Source organism: Nonomuraea sp. NPDC003709 (genome assembly GCF_040610775.1).
Lineage (GTDB): Bacteria > Actinomycetota > Actinomycetes > Streptosporangiales > Streptosporangiaceae > Nonomuraea > Nonomuraea angiospora_A.
In genome coordinates, this window is sequence record NZ_JBEXMW010000002.1 from 713,670 (window position 1) to 734,765 (window position 21,096).

A 21,096-nucleotide genomic window follows, 5' to 3' on the forward strand; every position below is an offset into this window, starting at 1 on the left:
TGTCCCTACTGGGCCGTCCCCGTGTAGAGGCGGGTCACCACGTCCTCGATGCTCGACTGGCCGGGAGACGTGGCCATCAGGTCGTCGAGCGTGCCGTCGAACGCCAGCCGCCCGTGGTCGATCACCATGACCCGGCGGCACAGACGCTCGATGTCGCCGAGGTCGTGCGTGGTCAGCAGCACGGTCGTGCCGCGCTCGGCGTTGACCCGCTGCAGGAACTCCCTGATGCCGGCCTTGCTGACCACGTCCAGCCCGATCGTCGGCTCGTCGAGCACCAGCACGTCGGGCGCGTGCAGCAGCGCCGCCGCGAGGTCGCCTCGCATGCGCTGGCCCAGGCTGAGCTGGCGCACCGGCGTGCGCATGAACTCGCCCAGGTCGAGCGTCTCGGTCAGCTCGTCGAGCCGCGACCTGAACGTGGCCCGGTCCACCCGGTACAGGTGGCGGATCAGCTCGAAGCTGTCGACGAGCGGCAGGTCCCACCACAGTGTCGTCCGCTGCCCGAACACCACCCCGATCCGCCGCGCCAGCGACGTGCGCCGGCGCGACGGGTCGAGCCCGGCCACCCGGACCCGGCCGGACGTCGGCGTCAGGATGCCGCAGAGCATCTTGATGGTGGTGGACTTGCCGGCCCCGTTGGGCCCGAGGTAGCCGACGAACTCTCCCGCCGACACGGTGAACGACAGGTCGCTCACGGCGTGGACGACATTCCTCTTGATCTTGAACGAGCGTCCGGCCCTCTCAAGTTCGATCATCCTCAACTCCCCGTGGATCGGTAGTGCCTGATGCCCTGCCGCCAGGCCAGCCCGGCCAGCAGGGCGAGGACCAGCGCGGCGACCGGCGCGGAGAACCGCAGGAACTCCGGCGTGCCGAACGGGTCGTCCCTGCCCAGCACGTACAGGCCGGGCTGCCAGTTGACGAAGGCCAGCGGGAGCACGTACGTCACGCCCCTGACCAGGTCGCGGCCGTAGATGCTGAGCGGGTACTGGTTGAGCTGGGCGCTGCCGTAGGTGAAGGCGTTGGACACCTCGGGGGCGTCGGTCAGCACGAACTGGACCGCGCCGCCGAGCGTCCAGATCGCCCCGAAGATGATGATCCCGCTGACCAGCATGACGGGGATCATCCAGGCGCGCCGCCAGTCGAGGTCGAGCACGGCGACGCCGTAGCCGAGCACGGCGCACGCCTGCAGGATCCGGCCCACCCTGGCGGGCACGAACCGGTCGGTGGCGAGCTGGATCCACGGGCTGACCGGCCTGATCAGGAACGTGTCGAGGGTGCCCGCCTTGATGTGCTGGCTGATCCGGTCGATGTTGCTGACGAACGTGTCGCAGATGGCGAACGACACGCCGGCGGCGCCGTACAGGAAGAGGACCTCGTCGCGGGAGAAGCCCGCGAGCGTGGTCGTGTTGGCGAAGACGATCAGGATCACGGCGACGTCCACCGCGGAGATGAGGGCCCCGAACAGGGTCATCAGCGCGAACGACACCGGGTACGCCGCCGCGGCGCGGGTCCAGGTCCACAGCAGCAGGAAGTAGGTCCTAACCACCCTGGATCACCACCTTGCGGCGGATCGCCATGGTGGCGAGCGCGCCCAGCCCGAGTAGGATCGCGGCCCAGAGCGCCTGGAACGCGAGCGTCTCCAGGACCGGGGCCTTGCCCAGGTAGAGATCGGTCGGGAGCTGGACCATGGCCGCCCAGGGCATCGCCATGACCAGGTCGCCGAACCAGCCGGGGAACAGGTGCAGCGGCACGAGCATCCCGGAGAAGAACGTCGTCAGGAGCATCGACACGACCGCGACACCGCGGTCGTCGAGGAGCCAGCAGACCGACAGCGCCACCAGGTAGCGCCAGCCGAAGCCGACCAACACCGCGACGGCGAAGCCGGCCAGGAACGCCAGCCACTGCCCCGGCCCGGCGGGGACCGTGATGCCGAACACCACCGCGCCGATCAGCATGGGCGGGATGCCGCGGACCAGGAACAGGTACGCGGCCCTGCCCAGGTCCTCGGCCAGCGTCCAGAGCTGGAGCGAGGCGGGCCGGACCAGGTCGAGGGCGATGTCGCCGCTGCGGATGCGCTCGGGGATGCCGAGCCCGCCCCCGAACAGCTGCAACGGGCCGATGAACGCCTGGGTGATGAAGCAGAACGTGACGGCGTCGGTCACGTCGTAGCCGCCCAGCCCGGGGCGGGCCTGCCAGAGCGCGATGAGGATGTAGGCGCGAAGGATGCCGAAGACGCTGTTGGTGAAAGCGCCGGCGATCGCGCCCCAGACGTAGGTGGCGTGCTTGCGGAAGCCGTACCGGACGAGCCGGGCATATAGGGGTATGGTTTTGCACCTCCGGAGAGTGAGGACACGGTGACCAACCGTGTACGGACCCGCGCACGGGTCTGCCGATGGAAAGCATGGAATTATCCGTTGCGGGCCGTGGGCCCCGCAACGCAATTAATCGTTCAACGGTCGGCGAGACGGTAGACGAAGCGCAGGCCCGACCAGGTGTCGTCGATCGCGGCCACCTTGTTGTCCACCAGGCCCATGGACAGGCCGTAGTCGCGGACGGGGTTCTCCGAGAGGTCCGTGGGCACCTTGCTCGCGCGTTTCGGCCAGCAGACCCACAGGCCGCCGCTCTTCGCCAGCAGGGCCAGGGCGGATGGGAACGCCCCGTGAAGGGCGGCCGAGTCGGGGCAGAAGACCAGTATGACGTCGTACGGCCCGCCGGCCGGGGTCCGATGCACCTCGGCGTCAGGCTCGCCCAGGTCGAGGCCGTCGGGGGCATCGATGGCGAGGACCTGGTGCCCAGGCTTGACGCCGAGCTTGCGCGGCAGCGGTGTGCCCGAGTATCCAGCCATGGAGGACAGCGTGTCACAGCGCCGAAATATCCAGGTAAGAGATGAGATACTTACTGGCCGGTAGAAGGATCTTCATTCGGGGAAGAAGATTCATCGGAGGGCCGATATGCAGATCGACCGGGACGTGCTCCCCGACTATCCCTTGAGCTGGCAAGCCCGCGCCCTGACCAGTCTGATGTGGGGCACCCTGAAGCCGGCGTCCACGGTGCTGATGCGCCATCCGCTGGCCCTGGCCTGGGCGGCCCGGCTCGGAGAACTCGGGGGCCTGGTGACCGTGCCCCAGCCCGAACACGTGGCGATCGTGCCCGCGGAGTTCTCGGCGTGCGGGGGCGAGTGGGTGCACGGCGGGCCGGGGCTCGACGAGGGCAAGGCGGTGCTCTACTTCCACGGCGGCGGCTACTTCTCGTGCTCGCCGCGTACCCATCGGTCCATCACCTGGCGGCTGTCGGTGACGGCCCGGCGCCCTGTGCTGGCGCTCGACTACCGGCAGGGGCCCGTGCACACGCTGGCGGACTCGCTGACCGACGCGCTGGACGCGTACGACTGCCTGCTGCGGCGCGGCCACGCGCCCGGGGACGTCATCCTGGCGGGGGACTCCGCGGGGGGCCACCTCACGCTGGCCACGCTGCTGGCGCTGCGGGACCGGGAGCTGCCGATGCCCGGCGCGGCGATCTGCCTGTCGCCGTGGGCCGACCTGACCGACATCCCGCGGAACGCCAACCGCTGGCAGGACCCCATGCTCCCGGCCGGACGGGTGCGCTGGCTGGCCCGCCGGTGGACCTCGGGCCTCGACCCGAGCGACCCGCTGGTCTCCCCGGTGCTCGGAGACTTCACGGGGCTGCCGCCGCTCATGATCGTGACCGGCTCGACCGAGGTGCTGCGGGACGAGGCCAGACGGGTGGCCGAGCGGGCGCGCCAGGCCGGGGTGCCGGTACGGTACGAAGAATGGAACCGGATGCCGCACGTCTTCCCGATCCTGGCGGACGTGCTGCCCGAGGCGCGGCTGGCCTTCCGGCACATGGCGTACTTCCTGCGAGCCGTGGCCGCCCGCCGGGCGTCCAGAGGCGACATCGCGGCGGCGTGAGTTTTCGGCCCTGCAGTTTTGGCACTGCCCTTTTCGAGGTTCCCGGCGTACGCTGACAGCTTGGAGAACGTGTAAGGTTAGGTATACCTAACCTGAAGTCAGGGGGCTGTGCATGACCGAGAAGCCCACGGATCACCATCGTGGCGTCGTCCTGCGGACCGAGTGGATCTCGCGGCACATGGTCCGCGTCGTGGTCGGGGGCGACGGGCTGGCCGACTTCGCCACCACCGGCCTGACGGACCACTACGTCAAGCTGGTCTTCCCCTACGAAGGCGTCGAATACCCCACCCCGTTCAGCGTGAAGACCTGCCGCGAGACGATGCCGCGCGAGCTCTGGCCGCGGCTGCGGACCTACACCGTACGCGCCTGGGACCCCGACAGCCGCGAGCTGACCCTCGACTTCGTGGTGCACGGCGACGAGGGCCTGGCCGGCCCGTGGGCCGCCCAGGCCGCTCCCGGGGACGTCGTGCTCATGCTCGGCCCCGGCGGCGGCTACGCGCCCGACCCCGAGGCCGACTGGCACCTCCTGATCGGCGACGAGAGCGCGCTGCCGGCCATCGGGGCCGCGCTGGAGGGCCTGCCGGAGGGCGCGCGGGCGCACGTACTGGTCGAGGTGGACGCGCCCGAGGACGAGCAGAAGCTCGACACGGCCGCCGACGCCCGCGTCGCGTGGCTCTACCGGAGCGGCCGTCCCGTGGGCGAGAAGCTCGTGGCGGCGGTGCGGACGCTGGAGTTCCCCGAAGGAAACGTGCACGCGTTCGTGCACGGCGAGGCCGGCTTCGTGAAGGAGCTGCGCCGTCACCTGCGGGTCGAACGGGGCATCGGGCTGGACCGGCTGTCCATCTCCGGATACTGGCGCTCGGGGGCCGACGACGAGGCGTGGCGCGAGATGAAGCGCGACTGGAACCGTCAGGTCGAGGCCGAGGAGGAGTCCGCGATCGCCTCCTAGGCTCCCCAGGCACGCCAGGGCCGAAACACCACTTCAGACCACTGAACCCCAGCACTTACTGACCCCAGAGGAACGAACGCCTTACCTGCAATACCCCTTATGACAGACATGCGGAAAGCCTCCGCGGATCCGGCCACAGTGTGCTTTGCCGAGTCCCGGATCAGAGAGGCGAAACCCGTATGGCGCGTGGTGCTGGCGACATGCCTCCTGGCGTGCGGCCGCTTACGGTGGGCGACCCGGTCATCATCGGCCGATACCTGCTTCTCGGCCGCCTCGGCACGGGCGGGATGGGAGTGGTGTATCTGGCCGAACACCCTCGGGGTGGCCTGGTCGCGCTCAAGACGCCGCATGCGGTGCATCTCAACGATGCCACCTTACGCGCGCGCTTCGCCGAGGAAGTGACTTTCTCGCGAAGACTGGTGCCGTTCTGCACGGCGGCGGTCCTGGAGGACGGCGCCGACAAGGACCGCCCGTACCTGGTCACCGAGTACATCCCGGGTCCGGCGCTCTCCCAGGTCGTCGCGGCCAAGGGGCCGCTCACGCCCGATCTCGCGTACGGCGCGGCGCTCGGCGTGGCCGCAGCCCTGGTGGCGGTGCACGAGGCGGGGCTGGTGCACCGGGACCTCAAGCCCGGCAACGTGCTGCTGTCCACGCGAGGGCCGCGCGTCATCGACTTCGGCATCGCCCGCGACGTCGACACGCTGGCCGCGCACACGCAGGCCGGGCAGGTCATGGGGAGCCCCGGGTGGGTGGCTCCCGAGCGGTTGACGGGTGGCCCGGCGCTGCCCGCGTCGGACGTGTTCGCGTGGGGGTGCGTGGTGGCGTTCGCGGCCACGGGGCATCACCCGTTCGGGAGCGGGGAGGCGGATGTGCTGACCCGGCGCATCCTGTTCGACCCGCCGCGCGTCGCGGGCGTGCCCGCCATGCTGCGGCCCGCCGTCGAGGCGGCGCTGGCCAAGGATCCCGCCGACCGGCCCACGTCCGCCGACCTGCTTCGGGCGCTGCTGGCCGCCGGAGGCGTCGGCGAGCCGTGGGATCTGCGGCAGGCGGTGGCCGGGGTGCTGGAGGAGATCTGGACGCCCGTGCCCTATCCGCCCGGCGGCGGGCGGGTACGTCTCGCCTCTTCGACCGGCGAGTCCGGGACGCCGGAGGGGGATGTGGAGCGTTCCCGTACGCGCAGGCGCCGGGCCAAGGCCGGGGCGCATCTGTCGCACGCCAGCTTCGCCGCCCTGGCCACGGTGTCCATCGCGGCCCTCACGGTGATCGCGGCGGGCGGCGACGGCACGAGCGTCGGGGGCGGCTCGCTGCTGCCGGGCGACCCGCCGATCGTGCGCTCTTACGGCAGCGCGGACTCGACCGCCCGCCCCTCGTCCACGCCCGCCGCCACCCTCCCGCCGACGAAGTCCGCCGCCCCGCCCACCCCGGCGAGCACGCCCACGACGTCCGTCCCGCACGCCCGTACCAAGGCGCCGCTGACGGTGCGCAGCCCCTCGCCCGGCCGGCAGGACACGTTCGGACCGGCCAACAGCAGCGGGCCGGGCGGCGAGGACCCCGCCGACTGCGCGAGCCCGGTGCGCAGGCGCGGCAACGCGGTCAGGAGGGACTGCCCGCAGCCGTCGCAGTCGATCAGCACGATCCCGCAGGACGGGCCCGGCGAGTCGCCGGACCCGTCCGTGTCCGTCCCGGAGACGCCGACGGCTACCGGATCTTAGACAGGTCGATCAGGTAGAGGTCGTCCTTGAGGGGGTAGCTGAGCATCCTGCCGGTCGAATCCATGGACGGCAGCCCGATGGTGCTGCCCTCCCCGGGTATGCGCAGATCGCCCGACTTGCCGGTGTCCAGGTCGTAGAGTCCCACGCCCTCCGGCCTCCCCGCGCCGTAGACCGAGACGTAGAAGCGGTCCTGGACCGGCTGGTACGCCGAGTGCACGGAGCCGGGCACGTTCTTCTGCGACGAGCCGTCCCGGTGCCGGAAGAAGGTCGTGCCGTCCGCGGCCGTGCCCAGGCAGATGGTCACGCCGCAGAGACGCAGCTGCTCGCCCGGCTGGGTGACGGCCGTCCGGGTCTCGCCGGTCTCCACGTTCTGGATCCGGGAGTACGGCATGCCGCGGGGCTCGCCTCCGCTCCCCGGCGCGCCGATCCACGGCCAGGCCAGCAGATGCATCCCGGCGCCGCCCTGGACCGGCTCCACCGTCCCGCCCCCGAGGGGAACGGTGAAGACCCCCCCGGTGTACAGCGAGAAAACGATCTTGTCGTTGACCACGGCCAGCTTGTCGATCCCGCTGCCGTCGTCGGCCGTGTCGAGGCGCTGGTCGGCGACGATCTTCGGGGTGCCGCCGTCCAGCGGCACCGTCCAGAGGTGCGCGACGGAGTCCTTCGTCCCGCTCCACCAGGCCACCTGGCCGCCGCCCACGGCGAAGCCGTTGCCGAAGCCCACCGTGTCCTCGGAAGCCGGGACGTCGGCGATCTTGCGTGGCGTGCCGGAGTCGAGGTCGTAGGCGTAGATGGCGTTGATCGATCCGGATTCGCCTCCCTGGGCCTCCATGAGCAGCGTACGGTCGTCGACGAACGTCTGCGGTCGCCACGGCACCCCGTCGGGGGACTTCGCCGAGACCTTCCGCACCGCCTCCGGCCAGACCTTCTCCACCTGTTCGGCCGGTGCCTCGGTGTCCCGCCCGCTGGCGGGGACGGCCGTGATGGTGTCGCCGCCGCGCAGCACGGCCGTGGCCCCGGCCCCGACCAGCACGACAGCCGCGGCGGCCAGCGCGATCCGGGCGCGCTGCCTCCTGCGCCGGTGGATCCGCTCCAGCCGCTGGGGCAGCAGGGCAGGCAGTCCCGGCGCCTGCTCGGCGGCGTGGCCGAGCGTCCTGCGCAGCGTCTCCTCAACCTCGGTCATCGTACGTTCCCCCTGGTCATCGGCTTGCTCGGGAGGCCCGCGCGCAGTTTGTCGAGCGCGCGGGAGGCCTGGCTGCGTACTGTGCCGCGGGAGATCCCGAGCACGGTGGCGATCTCGGCGTCGTCGAGCTGCTCGTAGTAGCGCAGCACCAGCACCGCGCGCTGCTTGCGCGGCAGCCCGGCCAGCGCCTGCCACATCCTGCGCTCGTCGCCGCTGGGCAGCAGGTCGTGGTGTTCGCCTTCCGGCAGGTCCCAGGCGAGCAGCTCACGCCTGCGCAACCGCCAGGTGGCGATGTGCAGCCTGGCCATGGTGGTGCGCGCGTAACTCTCCGGGTTCTCCTTCAGCCGCAGCCGGGACCAGGCACCGCGCAGCTTCAGCAGCGCCTCCTGGACCAGGTCGGCCGCGTCGTGCGGATTGCCGGCCAGCACATAGCCGTAGCGCAGCAGCGCGTCACCGCGTTCGGCGACGAACTCCGCGAAACGGGGATCACCTTCCAACAGTCCTCGCCCTTCGTCGTTCCTTCACCTCCGAGAGGAACAAGGTGCGAAAACTGTTGCACGGCACGCCTGGGGCGACGTGCACGGCGGGCTACGCTCGGAGGTGGATCAACTCTTCTGTGAAAGAGGATCATCATGAGTACGAGAACGTTCCCGCTCACGCTGCGCGTCACGGTGAGCGGAGCGACGCCGGACGAGATCAGGGAGAAGGCCGTGGCCCGGGCGCTCAGCTTCTTCGGTCTCGGCGCCGAGCTGGACGTCATCAGCGCCGAGGCCGAGCCCGACGCGGAGGCGGAGGGTCGCTACCGCGCCATCGTGCTCTTCCGGAAGGTCGCCTGACGAACCGGGGGCTCGTGATCCGGCGGCGTGCGTGCGGCGAATATACGGTGATTGCCAGTCGATGACAGGAGGCGTGCGATGACACGTTGGCGCCGGTTCGTGCTCACCCTGACCGTCGCGATGTTCACCGTGGTCGCGGCGGCATCGGCCGCGGCCGCCGGCATCCAGGGCAGCGGCCTGAACTGATCACCGCCACGCAACACCGGAACGGTCAGTTCCGTCCTGGCCGTTCCGGCTCCCTGGCCTGACCTACTGTGTCGCCTCCTTCAGCAGGTCCCGCAGCCGTTTCACCAGCTCGGGGTCGCCGTCGAAGGTCAGCCCCGCACCGTCGCCCCGCCCCCACAGCCACAACAGCACGTCCTGGGACGCGCCCGAGATCGACGCCTCCGCCGTGGAACCGTCCCTGGAAACCTCGACGCCCGAGGCGGCCGGGCGGACGAGACGGCGATCCGTTCCCACGGAGATCGACACCGCGCGGCCGTCCGCACCGGCGAGTCCGTCGCCGAAGTCCTCCGGCCACTGACGGGAGGCGAAGGCGAGGAAGGTCACGAGGATCTCGTCGATGCCGTCCACGGCCAGGTCGGCGGGGATCGGCATGACGGGCTCGCCGGCCGCGAGCTCGGCGTCCACCCGGTGCACCACCGCCTCCAGCGACATCCTGCGGGCCCAGAAGCCGACGGTCTGATCGGGGTCGTACCAGGTGAGTGCCTTCTCCTCCGGTTTGCGGGAGGTGAGCTCGCCACGCAGCTCGGCCATGGCGCGGCCCAGGTGCGCTGCGGGACCGCCCGGATCGGGCTCCGGCGGCCAGGGCTCCGGCCAGGCGCCGCGGCGCATCGTCTCCACTTTGTGGAGGAAGGTGTCACCGACGTGCGTGAGCAGGTCGGCGGTGCTCCACCCGGGACAGTGGGGCACTGCGGCGGTGAGGTCCCGGGTGGCCGTCTCGCGCATTCGTGCGTAGTCCTGCTCGATCAGTTGCAAGTACCGGCGCTGATCCATGCGCCAAGTGAAACACAGTTACGCAATCGCCCCGTTACTTGACGACCTGGAAGATGAACGGCGCGACCAGGCCAAGGAGAGCCAATGCCTCGGTGAGGACGAAACCGAGGAGCATGTTCTGGCGGATCAATCCGTAGGCTTCGGGCTGCCGTGCGATGGCCTGCACGCCTTGACCGAAGATGATGCCGACCCCGACTCCGGGGCCTATGGCAGCCAGGCCGTAGCCAATGGCAGTGACGTTGCCGGAGACCTGAGCGAGTACATCCATTGCGCTGCCTTTCTGGCGAAAGAATCGCTGACTTACTGGTATTTCAGCGCATGGATGCTGGGAGAAGAAATATTTGTTTGCTCCAATTTGCCCGTAAATTGCTCGTCAATCTACACACTAGACAAATCGGACACCATGACATACCCCTGACGCCGAGAAGCGGGGCCGCAATGCCTCAGGATGCTTTCATGGAAAGCGGAATGTGGGTATTTGGCCCTGTGCGCGCTTCTGTATTACCGGAGCCCGCAGTCGGTGGGTGACGGCACAGCCGGACTTCGGCTCCGAGCTAACGACCTGCGGCCCAGGGCATCAGCTCGGCGACGATGCTCTTGCTCCACGGCCGGACGAGAGAGCGCAGCTCCTCGCAGAGCTCGGCGCCGAGCGCGGTGTACGGTGCCATCCCCATCCGGTCGGTCGCCTCTTCGATCTCCTCACGCCATCCGCGCCCTTCCTCGGTGAGAGATCCCTCGAAGAGCCAGCCACGCTCCTCCAGCCCCTGTACGGCGGCAGCCCAGTCGGCCTCGGGCCACCCTCGCGTGCTTCGGAGCACCTCGGACGTGACGGCGCCGGTGGCCGCGTGGGTGACCAGGGCTTCGATGCCGCTCAGGCCGGCGGCCAGGAGGGCGGCGAGATGGCCGTCGCCGCGATACTCGCGCAGCAGGGTCTGGGCGTGCCAGAGCACCAGGTGGGGAGCCTCGGGCCAGGGCAGTGCCGCGTGTGCGGCGTACAGGGGCCGCCCGCTGAGCTCTCCCGCGACGGTCGCCGCCGCCCGGCGGGCCAGCGCTGCCGCCCGCGCCATCTCCGGGGAGTCCACGGCATCGCCCAGCACGCGGCGCAGCGTGGCGTCGGCCGATGCGAGCCGGGCGGCCAGGATGTCGGACGGCGAGGCGATCTGCCAGGCGGCCGGGATCGCCTGCCGTACCAGATCGGGGTTGAAGTTGTAGAAGGTCGCGATCACCGTCGCGGCGGGCACCGGACCGAGAGCGGCGGCTCGGGAGGCGAAGTATCCCATCCGGCCGCTCAGCCCGAGCTTCTCGTAGGCGGCGCTCGCCTCGGGGGAGAAGTAGATCATGCCGTGCAACGGCTCCAGGGTGCGCCAGGTCCGGCGTTCCAGCGTCATGCTGGGAAAGATACCGACCAGTCGGTACAAGTGTCCACAACTCGTGGATCAGAGAGGGGCTGGATCAGCGAAGCCATGCGTATAAGGCTCCTGCTACCGAGATGGCGCAGGCAAGGACGAACATGACCAGGGAAATCGGCGTGGTGAACGTGCGGTGAGGATTGCGTTGCACGAGACGGAGCGAATCCATGTTCAGGGTCGCAGCCAGCCGATCCTGAATCTCCGCTATCGGCTGCAAGGCCAATCGGGCAAGGCCGCGGCTGCGCCAGCCCGCAAGTGCCGCTGCGACAGAGACCAGAGCCGCTACGAGCCCGACGGCGCCGGCTACGGCGTCAAGCTTCGCCTGGAGAGCGGCGACGTAGGCGGCGGAATTCACAGCGGTCGATACGAGGTAGAAGTTGAGGACCTGGAGCCCTTGGCTGATGCGGTACTCGTACCAGCGTGTGGCATGTTCGAGGGCGGCCACGAGCGACTCGTGATCATTTGGCCCGTGTGGCGGCGGAATCGGAGCGACGCGGCGGCCAGGGATCCACTGAGTGATCGCGGTCCGGACAGAGGAGATCGTCTTGCCCACCAAACCCTCCGTTGAAGGTCAGCGCACTTCTCCAATGACAACACACCACACCGTGAAAGGGGCTTTGCCGTGCGGGTGACGGTGACAGGTTCTCCATGTCGGTGGCGTCGCATGAAAGTGGGCCGCGCCAGTGCTGGGGGAGACTGGCGCGGCCCGTTTCGCCGGGGAACCGCCGCATGCCCGGAGGGCGGTCCGGCGAGATCAGTGGGCGAACTGCTCCTCTTCCGTCGACCCCCGGAGCGCGGTCGTCGAGGAGTCAGGTGCCACGGCCGTGCTGATCAGGTCGAAGTAGCCGGTGCCGACCTCGCGCTGGTGCCTGGTCGCGGTGTAGCCGCGCGACTCGGCGGCGAACTCGGCCTCCTGCAGCTCCACGTACGCCGTCATGCCGTCCGCGGCGTACCCCTGGGCCAGGTCGAACATGCCGTAGTTCAGCGAGTGGAACCCGGCGAGCGTGATGAACTGGAACTTGTACCCCATGTGTCCCAGCTCCCGCTGGAACTTGGCGATGGTGGAGTCGTCCAGGTGCTGCTTCCAGTTGAACGACGGTGAGCAGTTGTAGGCGAGCATCTTGTCCGGGTACGCCGCCTTGATGGCCTCGGCGAACTCGCGGGCCACGTCCAGGTCGGGCGTGCTGGTCTCCATCCAGAGCAGGTCCGAGTACGGCGCGTACGCCAGCCCGCGGGCGATGCACGCCCCCAGCCCGTTCCTGACCCGGTAGAAGCCCTCCGGGGTGCGCTCGCCGGTGGTGAACGCCTGGTCGCGCGGGTCCACGTCGCTGGTCAGGAGCGTCGCGGCCTGTGCGTCGGTCCGCGCGATGATCAGCGAGGGGACTCCGGCGACGTCCGCGGCGAGGCGGGCGGCGGTCAGGGTCTTGATGTGCTGGCCGGTCGGGATGAGCACCTTGCCGCCCAGGTGGCCGCACTTCTTCTCGGAGGCGAGCTGATCCTCCCAGTGCACGCCCGCGGCACCGGCCGCGATCATGCCCTTCATCAGCTCGAACGCGTTCAGCACCCCGCCGAACCCGGCCTCGGCGTCCGCCACGATCGGCGCGAGCCAGTGCGGGGCGTCGGTGTCGCCCTCCGACCAGGTGATCTGGTCGGCGCGCAGCAGCGCGTTGTTGAGGCGGCGCACGACGGCGGGCACGGAGTTGGCCGGGTACAGGCTCTGGTCCGGGTACGTCTGCCCGCCCAGGTTCGCGTCCGCGGCGACCTGCCAGCCGGACAGGTAGATCGCCTTCAGTCCCGCCTTCACCTGCTGGACGGCCTGGTTGCCGGTCAGCGCGCCGAGGGCGTTGACGTAGTCGTCGGTGTTCAGCAGGTCCCACAGCCGGCCGGCGCCGAGCCGGGCCAGCGTGTGCTCCTCCTGGACACTGCCGCGCAATCTGATCACGTCTTCGGCGCCGTACGTGCGCTCGACGCCCTCCCAGCGAGGGTCGTTGTCCCATTCGTCCTGCAGCTGCTCAGCAGCTCCCTTGAGGCGATCGATCATTGTTCACTCCCTTGTCGTCCCCTGGGGCTCACAGCCGAGTGTGTGCCCTGGGAGGGGCCGCCCATAGTCATGAGCCGAGAGAAGAACGACGAAAATTTCCATGCCATACATTACTGGCGGGTATTCAACAGTGAAGAAATCGATAGTTTTCCTGTTGGCCTAGACCAATCCGAGCGACACGGCAGTCCGGCTCCGACCTGTTCAGGAGACTAGAAAATGGGCCGAATTTCTGTCTAAGATGCCGACATGGTGCCCTTGCTAGGCGAAGAACCGCTGTCTTTGACGCAGGAGCTTGACCTGATCGCGTTCGGCCAGCGCCTCCGGCACCTGCGCAAACAGCGCGGCCTCACCCTGTCCGACCTGGGCTCGCGCGTCGGCAGGGCGCCGAGCCAGCTGTCGCTGCTGGAGAACGGCAAGCGCGAGCCCAAGCTCTCGCTGCTCAAGGGGCTGGCCGCCGCGCTGGGCGTGCCCATCGAGGAGCTGCTGCGCCGCCAGCCGCCCAACCGCCGCGCCCAGCTGGAGATCGCGCTGGAGGAGGCGCAGCGCGACCCCATCTACGCCGGGCTCGGGCTGCCCCGGCTGAAGGTCTCCGCCCGCGTCCCGAACGATGTGCTCGAACACCTCCTCGGCCTGTACGGCGAGCTGCGCGCCCGGCAGGCCCGCGGCACCGCCACCCCGGAGGAGGCCAGGGCCGCCAACGCCGAGCTGCGGCGCAGGCAGCGCGAGGTCGGCAACTACTTCGGGGAGATCGAGGAGGCCGCCGCCAAGGCGCTGGCCGCGGTCGGCTACCGTACGGGCGCGCTGTCGCAGAGCATGATCCAGAGCCTGGTCACGCACTTCGGCTACACCGTGCACACCGCGCAGGACCTGCCGCGATCCGTACGTTCCATCACCGACCTCCGCAACCGCCGCATCTACGTCAAACACGAGCAGCTCGGCATGCACACCCCGCGCACGATCCTGCTCCAGACGCTCGGCCACCTCGCGCTCGGCCACGACAAGCCCCGCGACTTCGCCGACTTCCTGCGCCAGCGCACCGAGGCGAACTACTTCGCCGCCGCCGTCCTCGTCCCCGAGAAGGCCGCCGCGCTCTACCTCCAGGAGGCCAAGGCCGACCGGGCGCTGTCGGTGGAGGACCTGCGGGACGTGTTCGCGGTGTCGTACGAGATGGCCGCCCACCGCTTCACCAACCTCGCCACCCACCACCTGGGTCTCGTCTGCCACTTCGTGCGCAATGACGCCGGGGGCACCATCTACAAGGCGTACGAGAACGACGGCATCGTCTTCCCGGCCGACGAGCAGGGGGCCATCGAGGGGCAGCGGATGTGCCTGCAGTGGTCGGGACGGCAGGTGTTCGCCTCGCCCGACCGGTTCTCGGTGTACTACCAGTATTCCGACTCGCCCACCGGGACCTATTTCTGCGTGGCGCACGTCGATCCGTCGCGGGAGCGGGACTTCGCCATCACGCTGGGGGTGCCGTACAAGGAGTCGCGCTGGTTCAGGGGCCGGGAGACCACCAGCCGCACCAAGTCCAACTGCCCCAACGGCGACTGCTGCCGCCGCCCGCCCGCCGAGCTGTCCGAGCGCTGGGAGGGCTACGCCTGGCCGTCCGCCCGCGCCAACTCCCACGTCCTGGCCGCGCTGCCGCCGGGGTCGTTCCCCGGGGTGGACGAGGCTGACGTGTACACGTTCCTGGAGCGTCACGCCGCCACCGCATAATCTGAAATGTGGGGATACGGGGGGAGGGGTCGCATGCTGCCTGAAGTGCGAGGATGGTTGCGGCGCCGTACTTCGTCCGCTGAGGACTGGCCGCTCCGGGACCTGAAGGCCGCCAAGGGGGAGACCACGGTGAGCGTGGTGCTCCCCGCCCGCGACGAGCGGGAGACCGTGGGCCAGATCGTCGGCGTGATCCGGCGCGAGCTGGACGGGCTCGTCGACGAGATCGTGGTGATCGACTCGCGTTCCTCCGACGACACCGCGCTGGTGGCGCGGCGCGCGGGGGCCTGCGTGCACGCGCAGGACGAGATCCTGCCGCAGCTCAAGCCGATGGACGGCAAGGGCGAGGCACTGTGGAAGTCCCTCGCCGTGACCTCGGGGGATGTGCTGGTGTTCGTGGACGCCGACATCCGGAAATTTCGTGCTTCTCTGGTATTCGGCCTGCTCGGGCCGCTGTTCGCGGACCCCACCGTGGTCTACACGAAGGGTTGCTATGACCGGCCCTTGCACGGCACCGCCAACGGCGGCGGCCGTGTCACGGAGCTGGTGGCCCGCCCGCTCATCAACCTCCACTGGCCGCACCTGGCCGGTTTCGTCCAGCCCCTGGCCGGGGAATACGCCGGCCGCCGCTCGGCCCTGGAACGCGTGCCGTTCCTGACCGGTTACGGCGTGGAGCTGGGGCTGCTGATCGACCTGCTCGAACTCGCCGGGCTGGACGCGTTCGCGCAGGTGGACCTGGGCTCGCGCGAGCACGCCCCGCAGTCGACCGAGGCGCTCGGGAGGATGGCGTCCCAGATCATGCTGGCCGCCTGGTCACGCCTGCTGCGTCAGGGCAAGATCGAGACCTGCCACGAGCCGTCCGTCCGGCTGGCACAGTTCCGGAGGGGGCCGGACGGGCACGACATCCTGCTCCGCGACATCGGGATCGGCGAGCGCCCGCCCATGATCACCGTGGCGCCTTGAACACGATCACCGTGACTCCTTGAACACGATCACCGTGACTCCTTCAAACCCGACGTGACGAACGCGGCGATCTGGTCGCGCATGGCCTCGTGGTCGTCCGCCGCGTCGCCCAGGATGATGCGCCCGAGCTGGCGCATCATCGAGGGGAACAGCGCCAGCCCGGTCATCATGAACAGCGTCCGGGCCACCTCCGGCGACGGTTCCACGCCCAGACCCTCCGCCAGCGAGGCCGTCTTGCGGCGGCAGCGCTCCACCCGTACCTCCTGCCCGGCCGGCAGCCCCTCCTGGTCCCGGTAGTTGAGCGCCTCCCACATCAGCAGCCGCACCAGCTCGGGATGTGAGTGGTAGTAGTCCGTCAGCCGGGCCACGTAGTCACCGGGATCGGCGCCCGGGAGGGAGATCTGCGTCGTCAGGTCATCGAGCGCCTCCTTGATGACCTCGTCGAACAGCTTCTCCTTGCTGCCGAAATGCCCGTAGATGCGCTCTTTGTTGACGCCGGCGCGCTCGGCGATGCGATCCACGCGGGCGCCCGCCACGCCGTACGCGGCGAACTCCTCCCGTGCGGCCTCCAGCAGGGCGGCGCGCGTGGCGGTGGTCGAGACCTTGGGTGCCATGCCGCCCATGATATCCACCAACCAGTTGGTTGCAATCCAACTGAACCGTTGACATCCAACTAGTTGGTTGGCTACCGTCCCGACACATGACGACCACCATTTCCCCCGCGCCGCACGACCTCGCGGCGACCTCGCCGGCCGGCTTGCCGTTCGGACGCACCCTGGCGGCCTTGACCCTCACCGCCGTGCTGGTCAGCGGCCAGCTGTACATCGTGATCCCGCTCCTGCACGACATGGCCACCGGCTGGGGCACCTCGGCCGGCGGCCTGACCTGGCTGGTGACCGCGTTCGGCATCGGGTACGGAGCCGGTTTCCTGATCTTCGGCCCGCTGTCCGACCGGTACGGGCGCCGCCGGATGCTGATGATCGGACTGCCCCTGGCCGCGCTCACCTCGGCGGCGGTGGCGTTGAGCCCGAACCCCGAAGTGGCGCTGGCGTTGCGGGCGGTGCAGGGGCTGGCGGTGGCGATGTTCCCGCCCGCGGCCCTGGCGTACCTGGCGGAACGGGTCGAGCCGCGCCGCCGGGTGGGCGCGATCGCGGCGATCACCGGCGCGTTCCTCGCCTCGGCCGTGCTGCTCCAGGTCGCCGCCCAGCTGCTGGTGGACGTGATCGGCTGGCGCGGGCTGTTCCTGCTGTCGGCGGCCGGGTTTGTGCTGGCTTTCCTGGGCGTGCGGGCCGTCACGCTGCCCGACCTGCCGCGTGCGAGCGGCGGCTCGCCGCTGTCGGTCTACCGGGCGGTGCCGGGCCTGCTGTTCCACCGCGTCCTCGGCCTCCGGTACGTGGCCACGGTCATGCTGATGGCGGGCTTCGTGGCCGTTTACACCGGTCTGCAGATCTACGGCGTGACCTCGTCCTCCGAACTCCTCGCGCTCCGCGCGGCGGGGCTCCCGTCGATCATCCTGGTGCCGCTGCTCATGCCGTGGCTGGCCCGGATCCACGCGCCGATCAGGGCGGCGGCGTTCCTGGCGGCCGGAGCCCTCGCCCTCGCCGCCGTCGGCCTCACCGGGACGGCCGCGCTGGTGCTGCTGCTGGCCGTCTACGTCGCCGCCATCACCGGCGGCCTGCCCAGCCTGAACGAGGCGATCTCCGCCGGCGCCGGACCGGCCCGGGGGACGGCGCTGTCGCTGTTCTCCTTCGCGCTCGCGGTCGGCGGCAGCGTCGGCCCGCAGCTGGCCGCCGCGTTCGGGGGATTCACCCCGCTCCTGTACGGCCTCGCGATCGGCATGGCGCTGGCGGCCCTGGCCACACTGCTCTCCGGGGTATTCCACCGCGTAACTACTGACCGGTAAGGTGTTCTGTTACCACTGGTAACATCGGGTCGAGGAGAGTGCGCACATGACCGGCTTCTGCCCGGAGCCCAGCGACGACGTGGTCGAGGTACGCGACTGGGTGCACGCGTTCGCCCGCGACGTGATCCGCCCGGCGGGCGCCGAATGGGACGAACGCGAGGAAACCCCCTGGCCGGTCATCCAGGAGGCGGCCAAGATCGGCCTCTACTCCCTCGACTTCTTCGCCACCCAGTGGTTCGAGGACAGCGGGCTCGCGCTGCCCGTGGCGTTCGAGGAGATCTTCTGGGGCGACGCGGGCATCGGCCTGGCCATCGTCGGCACCGGCCTGGCCGCCGCCGCCCTCGCCGCGAACGGCACCCCCGACCAGATGGGGGAGTGGCTGCCGCAGATGTTCGGCACGGAGAACGACGTCAAGCTGGGCGCCTTCTGCGCCTCCGAGCCCGACGCCGGCTCGGACGTCGGCGCCATCCGCACCCGCGCCGTCCATGACGGCGGCGACTGGGTGCTGGACGGCGTCAAGACCTGGGCCACGAACGGCGGCATCGCGAACGTCCACGTGGTCGTCGCCTCGGTAGACCCCTCCCTCGGCACCCGGGGCCAGGCGTCCTTCGTCATCCCGCCCGGCACCCCCGGGCTGTCCATGGGCCAGAAGTTCCGCAAGCACGGGATCCGCGCCTCCCACACGGCCGAGGTGATCCTGGACGGTGTCCGCGTACCGGGCTCCTGCCTGCTCGGCGGCAAGGAGAAGCTGGACGCCCGGCTGTCCCGCGTACGCAACGGGGAACGGGCGGGGGAGCAGGCGGCGATGCGCACGTTCGAGACCACCCGCCCGTCGGTCGCCGCCATGGCCGTCGGGATCGCGCGGGCGGCCTTCGAGTACGCCAGGGACTACGCCCGCGAGCGGGAGCAGTTCGGCCGCAAGATCGGCGAGAACCAGGCGATCGCCTTCCTCCTCGCCGAGATGGCCACCCGGGTGGACATGGCCCGCCTGCTGACCTGGCGGGCCGCCTGGATGGCCCGCAACGGCAGGCAGTTCTCGCAGGCGGAGGGGTCGATGTCGAAGCTCGTGGCGGGGGAGACGGCGGTGTGGGTGACGGAGCAGGCGATCCAGATCCTGGGCGGCGCCGGATACACCAGGGAGCACCCGGTGGAGCGCTTCCACCGGGACGCCAAGATCTACACCATCTTCGAGGGCACGTCGGAGATCCAGCGCCTGATCATCGGCCGCGCCGTCACCGGCCTGCCGGTCCGCTGAATGCCGAGGGCCTTGAACGTCTCTCTGCCTTCGATCCTCCGGGCGGGGTCGTGTTGACTCATCGGGTGATGAGCTCGCGACAGCTGAGCAAGGAAAGCTGACCGCGACGATGAACGGACACGAAAGAACCAGACCAGCGACAACGCCATCCGGTTTCCGCGCGTCATCGGCCCTGTCATGGTGGTCGGTGATGCTTGAGGACGTGCTTCGGCCTCCGGTGGCGGTTACTGGCACGCCCTCGCTTTCGAGATGAGCATGAAGCTTGTCGTGAGACGCGGACAGCAGGAAAGTCCGGGAAATGACCGGCGCATGCCCTGGTGGCGGCGACTGCGCCCTGTGACGCTGACTGCAATCGCTCTGGCGAATTCACGGGGAGACTCGATGCAGACAGCAGGAAAATCCCGGAAAGTACGGCCCAAGGCCCGAGTCCTGGCGACGGCGACCGCGTTGGCGGCAGCTATGGCGACCACCATCTCACCGGCATCGGCTGCCGCAGGTGGCGCCCCGGCAGCCACTCGGCTCGCGCGTCCGGCCGGTGTCAGTGTCTGCCTGGGGCTATGGGCCGCGTACAACGCCATTCTGCTCAGGCACCTGGGAGACGGTTGCAGCCCAGCGGGCACCTACCACATCCACGTCTGGGGCGGTGGCCGCGACATGAACTATCCCACCTACACCTATAACCGCAGCACCCTCAGGGAATTCTCCTATACATGGCCGGTGCCCGCAGGCACCAACATCTGCGCGGAGCTCTGGTACCACAAGCCCGGCGGCGGCTATGAGAGCTGGGGCCTTCCCTGCGAAACGATGTGACTTCCCGCAAGGCCATTCCGCCGTCATCGCCGCCACGACGGCGATGACGGCGGGATGCACTCGAAGCTGACCAGCCCGAGCCGGCGCGGGTCCGCCGCTTGCCGCTGGTGTGGAGCTTGGTGGGGCGGGCCTGCCGCTGCCACCGCGGCGACCGGTCGCGGTAGGAGATCAGCGCCGGGCGGGACGACGCCGACCGGTAGCGGTAGTCCTGGTCCGCGGGATGTTGTGTCACCCACTCCGACATACCTCGAGCGTCATCGCCGAGCCGTTGTCGGCAGCCTGACCTTCGCGCACACGGCGTCCACCTGCTTGAACCACTGGAGAGCTCGTCCCCGGGAAAGTGCGGTGACCGCGACCACGCGGTCCACGCACGCATGCCATGACTGTGACCTCCTGGGGTCAGGTGCCGCGGCGGGCGTCGAGGTGGGGGTGCGGTCGGGCCGTGGCGGCAGGTGGCCTGGAACGCACGAGGAATCAGGCGGCGACCGACGTCCTGGCGCTGTGCGTGCAGGCGAACGCCAGCCTGGTGCCCAACCTCAACGGCAGGAGCCGAACACCTCTGTCGTGAGCATGGCCACGTCGGTGAACAGGCCCGGGCGGGCCTTGCCGTACCTGACCGAGATGCCGGTCTGCTTCATGGCCGGGTCGAGAATGGCGGCTCGGTGCTCGTCGCTGTTCATCCACCAGCGGACGGCCGCGCGCGGTGTGGCGGTGCCGTCCCAGCCCGAGAAGACGTTCTCCTTGACCTGCCAGGTGCCGGACGGGCAGTAGCCGGCCGCTCTGACCCGGACGCCGACGTCGGAGTGCGTCACCGGGTTGATGTGCCACTGCTTGTTCTTCGGGTCCTCCGGCCGGTCGATCCACCACTTGAGCAGCCTGGCTGCCTGCACGTGCTCGTCTGCCGCCTTGTACAGGCGGTAGCTGTCCTCCAGGGGCGCGACTCCGACGCGGGCGCGCTCGGCGTTGACCAGGCAGCGGATGGCGTTGGACGCGAAGCCCTCCATGAGGACGATCGCCGCCTTACGCTGGCCTTCGGTCAGCTCGGGTTTGTTCTTCTTGAACCAGGGCTCGGTGCGGACGGGGTTGTCGGCGAAGGCGCAGTCGGCCCGCTGTGCGTGGGCGGGCGCGGCGGTGGCCGCCAGCCCGGTGGCCAGCAGCGCCGCTGCGAGGAAGGCTCTCATGTCTCGACTGTGCTTTGCACCGCGCGGCGCCGCATGAGTAAGGCCTACTCAAAGGAGGATGGTCGCCGCTACGCTGTGCGACTGTGAAACCGCTCGGCTGGGCGCGCCTGCTGGACGAGCACACCGCCCTTCGGGCCGGGCACAGGTCAGGGTCTGCACGAGTATCGCCAATCCTGGCTGACCCACCATGGCGAGCAGGGCGCGTCCCTTTCGAGA

The 21,096-nt window shown here is 69.7% G+C and carries 22 protein-coding genes; 9 read left to right on the forward strand and 13 right to left on the reverse strand.

The window, feature by feature from the left end:
* Positions 1 to 5: 5 nt before the first annotated feature.
* The 4 genes from ABZX61_RS07775 to ABZX61_RS07790 all read right to left on the reverse strand — a co-directional run bounded on the left by ABZX61_RS07775 (position 6) and on the right by ABZX61_RS07790 (position 2,842).
* Positions 6 to 752 (reverse strand): ATP-binding cassette domain-containing protein, encoded by a 747-nt coding sequence (locus tag ABZX61_RS07775; protein ID WP_355192414.1) that lies wholly within the window; start codon positions 750 to 752, stop codon positions 6 to 8.
* Positions 753 to 754: 2 nt separating this feature from the next.
* Positions 755 to 1,543, reverse strand: a complete 789-nt coding sequence (locus tag ABZX61_RS07780) for an ABC-2 family transporter protein (protein WP_355192416.1) — start codon at positions 1,541 to 1,543, stop codon at positions 755 to 757.
* The gene (locus tag ABZX61_RS07785) at positions 1,536 to 2,321 is read right to left on the reverse strand and encodes an ABC-2 family transporter protein (RefSeq protein WP_355192721.1); all 786 of its coding nucleotides are present in this window, start codon (positions 2,319 to 2,321) and stop codon (positions 1,536 to 1,538) included. The genes ABZX61_RS07780 and ABZX61_RS07785 overlap by 8 nt, the downstream gene beginning before the upstream one ends.
* 125 nt (positions 2,322 to 2,446) lie before the next feature.
* Positions 2,447 to 2,842, reverse strand: coding sequence for a hypothetical protein (locus ABZX61_RS07790; protein ID WP_350740795.1), 396 nt, complete (start codon positions 2,840 to 2,842; stop codon positions 2,447 to 2,449).
* Between the two features lie 106 nt (positions 2,843 to 2,948).
* On the opposite strand from ABZX61_RS07790, the gene ABZX61_RS07795 reads away from it, so the two are divergent.
* From ABZX61_RS07795 to ABZX61_RS07805, 3 genes are all read left to right on the forward strand, one after another.
* Positions 2,949 to 3,926, forward strand: a complete 978-nt coding sequence (locus ABZX61_RS07795) for an alpha/beta hydrolase (protein WP_355192418.1) — start codon at positions 2,949 to 2,951, stop codon at positions 3,924 to 3,926.
* 112 nt (positions 3,927 to 4,038) lie between these two features.
* Positions 4,039 to 4,875 carry a siderophore-interacting protein gene (locus tag ABZX61_RS07800; RefSeq protein ID WP_350740799.1) on the forward strand — a complete coding sequence of 279 codons (837 nt, stop codon included), beginning with the start codon at positions 4,039 to 4,041 and terminating at the stop codon, positions 4,873 to 4,875.
* 212 nt (positions 4,876 to 5,087) lie between these two features.
* Positions 5,088 to 6,587, forward strand: a complete 1,500-nt coding sequence (locus ABZX61_RS07805; RefSeq protein ID WP_355192421.1) for a protein kinase — start codon at positions 5,088 to 5,090, stop codon at positions 6,585 to 6,587.
* Here the strand turns inward: ABZX61_RS07805 and ABZX61_RS07810 are convergent.
* Positions 6,574 to 7,770 carry a hypothetical protein gene (locus ABZX61_RS07810; protein ID WP_355192423.1) on the reverse strand — a complete coding sequence of 399 codons (1,197 nt, stop codon included), beginning with the start codon at positions 7,768 to 7,770 and terminating at the stop codon, positions 6,574 to 6,576. The two genes, ABZX61_RS07805 and ABZX61_RS07810, sit on opposite strands and share 14 nt — an antisense overlap.
* Entirely contained in the window at positions 7,767 to 8,267 is a 501-nt protein-coding gene (locus ABZX61_RS07815; protein WP_355192425.1) for a SigE family RNA polymerase sigma factor, read from the reverse strand. The genes ABZX61_RS07810 and ABZX61_RS07815 overlap by 4 nt, the downstream gene beginning before the upstream one ends.
* Positions 8,268 to 8,402: 135 nt before the next feature.
* Here ABZX61_RS07815 and ABZX61_RS07820 point away from each other — a divergent pair, with 135 nt between their 5' ends.
* Positions 8,403 to 8,606 carry a hypothetical protein gene (locus ABZX61_RS07820; RefSeq protein ID WP_355192427.1) on the forward strand — a complete coding sequence of 68 codons (204 nt, stop codon included), beginning with the start codon at positions 8,403 to 8,405 and terminating at the stop codon, positions 8,604 to 8,606.
* Between the two features lie 249 nt (positions 8,607 to 8,855).
* On the opposite strand, the gene ABZX61_RS07825 is transcribed toward ABZX61_RS07820, so the two are convergent.
* From ABZX61_RS07825 to aceA, 5 genes are all read right to left on the reverse strand, one after another.
* Entirely contained in the window at positions 8,856 to 9,602 is a 747-nt protein-coding gene (locus ABZX61_RS07825) for a maleylpyruvate isomerase family mycothiol-dependent enzyme (RefSeq protein ID WP_355192429.1), read from the reverse strand.
* Between the two features lie 34 nt (positions 9,603 to 9,636).
* Positions 9,637 to 9,870, reverse strand: coding sequence for an ATP synthase F0 subunit C (gene atpE, locus ABZX61_RS07830; protein WP_350740810.1), 234 nt, complete (start codon positions 9,868 to 9,870; stop codon positions 9,637 to 9,639).
* 286 nt (positions 9,871 to 10,156) lie between these two features.
* The gene (locus tag ABZX61_RS07835; protein ID WP_355192431.1) at positions 10,157 to 10,990 is read right to left on the reverse strand and encodes a hypothetical protein; all 834 of its coding nucleotides are present in this window, start codon (positions 10,988 to 10,990) and stop codon (positions 10,157 to 10,159) included.
* A 64-nt stretch (positions 10,991 to 11,054) separates the two neighbouring features.
* Positions 11,055 to 11,564, reverse strand: a complete 510-nt coding sequence (locus ABZX61_RS07840; protein WP_350740814.1) for a hypothetical protein — start codon at positions 11,562 to 11,564, stop codon at positions 11,055 to 11,057.
* 201 nt (positions 11,565 to 11,765) lie between these two features.
* Positions 11,766 to 13,052: an isocitrate lyase gene (gene aceA, locus ABZX61_RS07845; protein WP_355192433.1), complete on the reverse strand. Its 1,287-nt coding sequence runs from the start codon at positions 13,050 to 13,052 to the stop codon at positions 11,766 to 11,768.
* A gap of 279 nt (positions 13,053 to 13,331) precedes the next feature.
* On the opposite strand from aceA, the gene ABZX61_RS07850 reads away from it, so the two are divergent.
* Positions 13,332 to 14,771 (forward strand): helix-turn-helix transcriptional regulator, encoded by a 1,440-nt coding sequence (locus ABZX61_RS07850; RefSeq protein WP_185073509.1) that lies wholly within the window; start codon positions 13,332 to 13,334, stop codon positions 14,769 to 14,771.
* Between the two features lie 33 nt (positions 14,772 to 14,804).
* A complete protein-coding gene (locus ABZX61_RS07855) occupies positions 14,805 to 15,731 on the forward strand; it encodes a glucosyl-3-phosphoglycerate synthase (RefSeq protein WP_355192435.1) in 927 nt (308 codons plus the stop codon).
* A gap of 29 nt (positions 15,732 to 15,760) precedes the next feature.
* On the opposite strand, the gene ABZX61_RS07860 is transcribed toward ABZX61_RS07855, so the two are convergent.
* On the reverse strand, positions 15,761 to 16,345 hold the full coding sequence (locus ABZX61_RS07860) for a TetR/AcrR family transcriptional regulator (protein ID WP_355192437.1): 585 nt from the start codon (positions 16,343 to 16,345) through the stop codon (positions 15,761 to 15,763).
* An 86-nt stretch (positions 16,346 to 16,431) separates the two neighbouring features.
* On the opposite strand from ABZX61_RS07860, the gene ABZX61_RS07865 reads away from it, so the two are divergent.
* From ABZX61_RS07865 to ABZX61_RS07875, 3 genes are all read left to right on the forward strand, one after another.
* The gene (locus ABZX61_RS07865; protein ID WP_355192439.1) at positions 16,432 to 17,634 is read left to right on the forward strand and encodes an MFS transporter; all 1,203 of its coding nucleotides are present in this window, start codon (positions 16,432 to 16,434) and stop codon (positions 17,632 to 17,634) included.
* A 46-nt stretch (positions 17,635 to 17,680) separates the two neighbouring features.
* Positions 17,681 to 18,889 (forward strand): acyl-CoA dehydrogenase family protein, encoded by a 1,209-nt coding sequence (locus ABZX61_RS07870; RefSeq protein WP_355192441.1) that lies wholly within the window; start codon positions 17,681 to 17,683, stop codon positions 18,887 to 18,889.
* Between the two features lie 459 nt (positions 18,890 to 19,348).
* Positions 19,349 to 19,699, forward strand: coding sequence for a hypothetical protein (locus ABZX61_RS07875; RefSeq protein WP_355192443.1), 351 nt, complete (start codon positions 19,349 to 19,351; stop codon positions 19,697 to 19,699).
* A 536-nt stretch (positions 19,700 to 20,235) separates the two neighbouring features.
* Here the strand turns inward: ABZX61_RS07875 and ABZX61_RS07880 are convergent.
* Positions 20,236 to 20,880, reverse strand: coding sequence for a CAP domain-containing protein (locus ABZX61_RS07880; RefSeq protein ID WP_350740828.1), 645 nt, complete (start codon positions 20,878 to 20,880; stop codon positions 20,236 to 20,238).
* Positions 20,881 to 21,096 lie beyond the last annotated feature (216 nt).

What these genes read in the sequence shown, in the direction of transcription:
- ABZX61_RS07775 (WP_355192414.1), bottom strand. Translation starts at nt 752, where the DNA reads ATGATCGAACTTGAGAGGGCCGGACGCTCGTTCAAGATCAAGAGGAAT.
- ABZX61_RS07790 (WP_350740795.1), bottom strand. Translation starts at nt 2,842, where the DNA reads ATGGCTGGATACTCGGGCACACCGCTGCCGCGCAAGCTCGGCGTCAAG.
- ABZX61_RS07795 (WP_355192418.1), top strand. Translation starts at nt 2,949, where the DNA reads ATGCAGATCGACCGGGACGTGCTCCCCGACTATCCCTTGAGCTGGCAA.
- ABZX61_RS07800 (WP_350740799.1), top strand. Translation starts at nt 4,039, where the DNA reads ATGACCGAGAAGCCCACGGATCACCATCGTGGCGTCGTCCTGCGGACC.
- ABZX61_RS07810 (WP_355192423.1), bottom strand. Translation starts at nt 7,770, where the DNA reads ATGACCGAGGTTGAGGAGACGCTGCGCAGGACGCTCGGCCACGCCGCC.
- ABZX61_RS07820 (WP_355192427.1), top strand. Translation starts at nt 8,403, where the DNA reads ATGAGTACGAGAACGTTCCCGCTCACGCTGCGCGTCACGGTGAGCGGA.
- ABZX61_RS07825 (WP_355192429.1), bottom strand. Translation starts at nt 9,602, where the DNA reads ATGGATCAGCGCCGGTACTTGCAACTGATCGAGCAGGACTACGCACGA.
- atpE (WP_350740810.1), bottom strand. Translation starts at nt 9,870, where the DNA reads ATGGATGTACTCGCTCAGGTCTCCGGCAACGTCACTGCCATTGGCTAC.
- ABZX61_RS07835 (WP_355192431.1), bottom strand. Translation starts at nt 10,990, where the DNA reads ATGACGCTGGAACGCCGGACCTGGCGCACCCTGGAGCCGTTGCACGGC.
- aceA (WP_355192433.1), bottom strand. Translation starts at nt 13,052, where the DNA reads ATGATCGATCGCCTCAAGGGAGCTGCTGAGCAGCTGCAGGACGAATGG.
- ABZX61_RS07855 (WP_355192435.1), top strand. Translation starts at nt 14,805, where the DNA reads ATGCTGCCTGAAGTGCGAGGATGGTTGCGGCGCCGTACTTCGTCCGCT.
- ABZX61_RS07860 (WP_355192437.1), bottom strand. Translation starts at nt 16,345, where the DNA reads ATGGCACCCAAGGTCTCGACCACCGCCACGCGCGCCGCCCTGCTGGAG.
- ABZX61_RS07865 (WP_355192439.1), top strand. Translation starts at nt 16,432, where the DNA reads ATGACGACCACCATTTCCCCCGCGCCGCACGACCTCGCGGCGACCTCG.
- ABZX61_RS07870 (WP_355192441.1), top strand. Translation starts at nt 17,681, where the DNA reads ATGACCGGCTTCTGCCCGGAGCCCAGCGACGACGTGGTCGAGGTACGC.
- ABZX61_RS07875 (WP_355192443.1), top strand. Translation starts at nt 19,349, where the DNA reads ATGGCGACCACCATCTCACCGGCATCGGCTGCCGCAGGTGGCGCCCCG.
- ABZX61_RS07880 (WP_350740828.1), bottom strand. Translation starts at nt 20,880, where the DNA reads ATGAGAGCCTTCCTCGCAGCGGCGCTGCTGGCCACCGGGCTGGCGGCC.